The 816-nt window shown below is 50.7% G+C and carries 1 protein-coding gene and 1 pseudogene; both read right to left on the bottom strand.

All coding sequences use genetic code 11. The features are described 5' to 3' along the window. Positions 1-257 (bottom strand): annotated as a pseudogene (locus M3180_RS22260) (group II intron reverse transcriptase/maturase); the annotation flags it as partial. A gap of 163 nt (positions 258-420) precedes the next feature. Further along, positions 421-594: a hypothetical protein gene (locus M3180_RS22255; protein ID WP_251671621.1), complete on the bottom strand. Its 174-nt coding sequence runs from the start codon at positions 592-594 to the stop codon at positions 421-423. Between the last annotated feature and the right edge of the window lie 222 nt (positions 595-816).

The following is an 816-nucleotide window of genomic DNA, read 5'->3' as shown; positions in this document are numbered from 1 at the left end:
TGAATGAGGCGATCTGTCACCGTAGGTATGCCTAAGAGCCGAGTTCCACCGTTCGGTTTCGGGATTTCGACCCGACGGACTGGACTCGGTTCATACGCTCCTTTCTTTATGCTTTCACGAATGGTTTGCCAATGTTGTACGAGGTGTCTGCGTAAATCTTTTACCGACATGCCATCTACGCCGTGGCTTCCTTTATTCGTTTCGACCCTCGCTAGCGCCGATAGCATATTTTCTCGTGACAGTATTTCTTCGATCATCCTTAGATACAACTCCCTTGCGTGAATGATTCTTTCTCTTTGTGCCGCTGATGAGCTCTGCCCTTCCGAGTACCCTCGCGTATTCACCGCTACTTTCCTCAGATAAGTCCTTTCGGATTGTCTGCTTTCATCGCCCATCCTCGAACGCTAAGATTCTTCATTCCTATTCCATGTTCGGTCCTTCCGCAAGCTGTTGCAACAGCCTGCGTACTATGACCTCTGCTGACTTCTGTACGTTCAGCTCACCCTCGTGGGCGAGGTTACGAAGTTCACTTCGCATTCCGCACAGATCTCCCCAGGTAAGAACGCTATCTTCCTCTCCATCTATCTGCTTCATTTACTCTCGTACGCCTTCGGCAGTATGGACTTCAGTTTGTGCAGCAACCTCATCCAACGTACGCTAGCCTTGTATGAAGTTCGTGTCCCTCAGACCGGAGATTTGCCGCTGGCTTCCTTCAGATTCCACCTCGCGATGGACACCCTTGCCTTAAGCTATGGCTACTACTGCCTTCACCATTCGGGACTTGAACCCTAGAGATAGCGCCCATGCTGGGCACAC

The sequence above is a fragment of the Paenibacillus camelliae genome (genome assembly GCF_023715345.1).
GTDB lineage: Bacteria > Bacillota > Bacilli > Paenibacillales > Paenibacillaceae > Pristimantibacillus > Pristimantibacillus camelliae.
This window is presented reverse-complemented; position numbering and strand designations above follow the sequence as displayed.

Bases quoted from the DNA above. Each gene is read 5' to 3' on its own strand.
- M3180_RS22255 (WP_251671621.1), bottom strand. From the start codon at position 594: ATGAAGCAGATAGATGGAGAGGAAGATAGCGTTCTTACCTGGGGAGAT.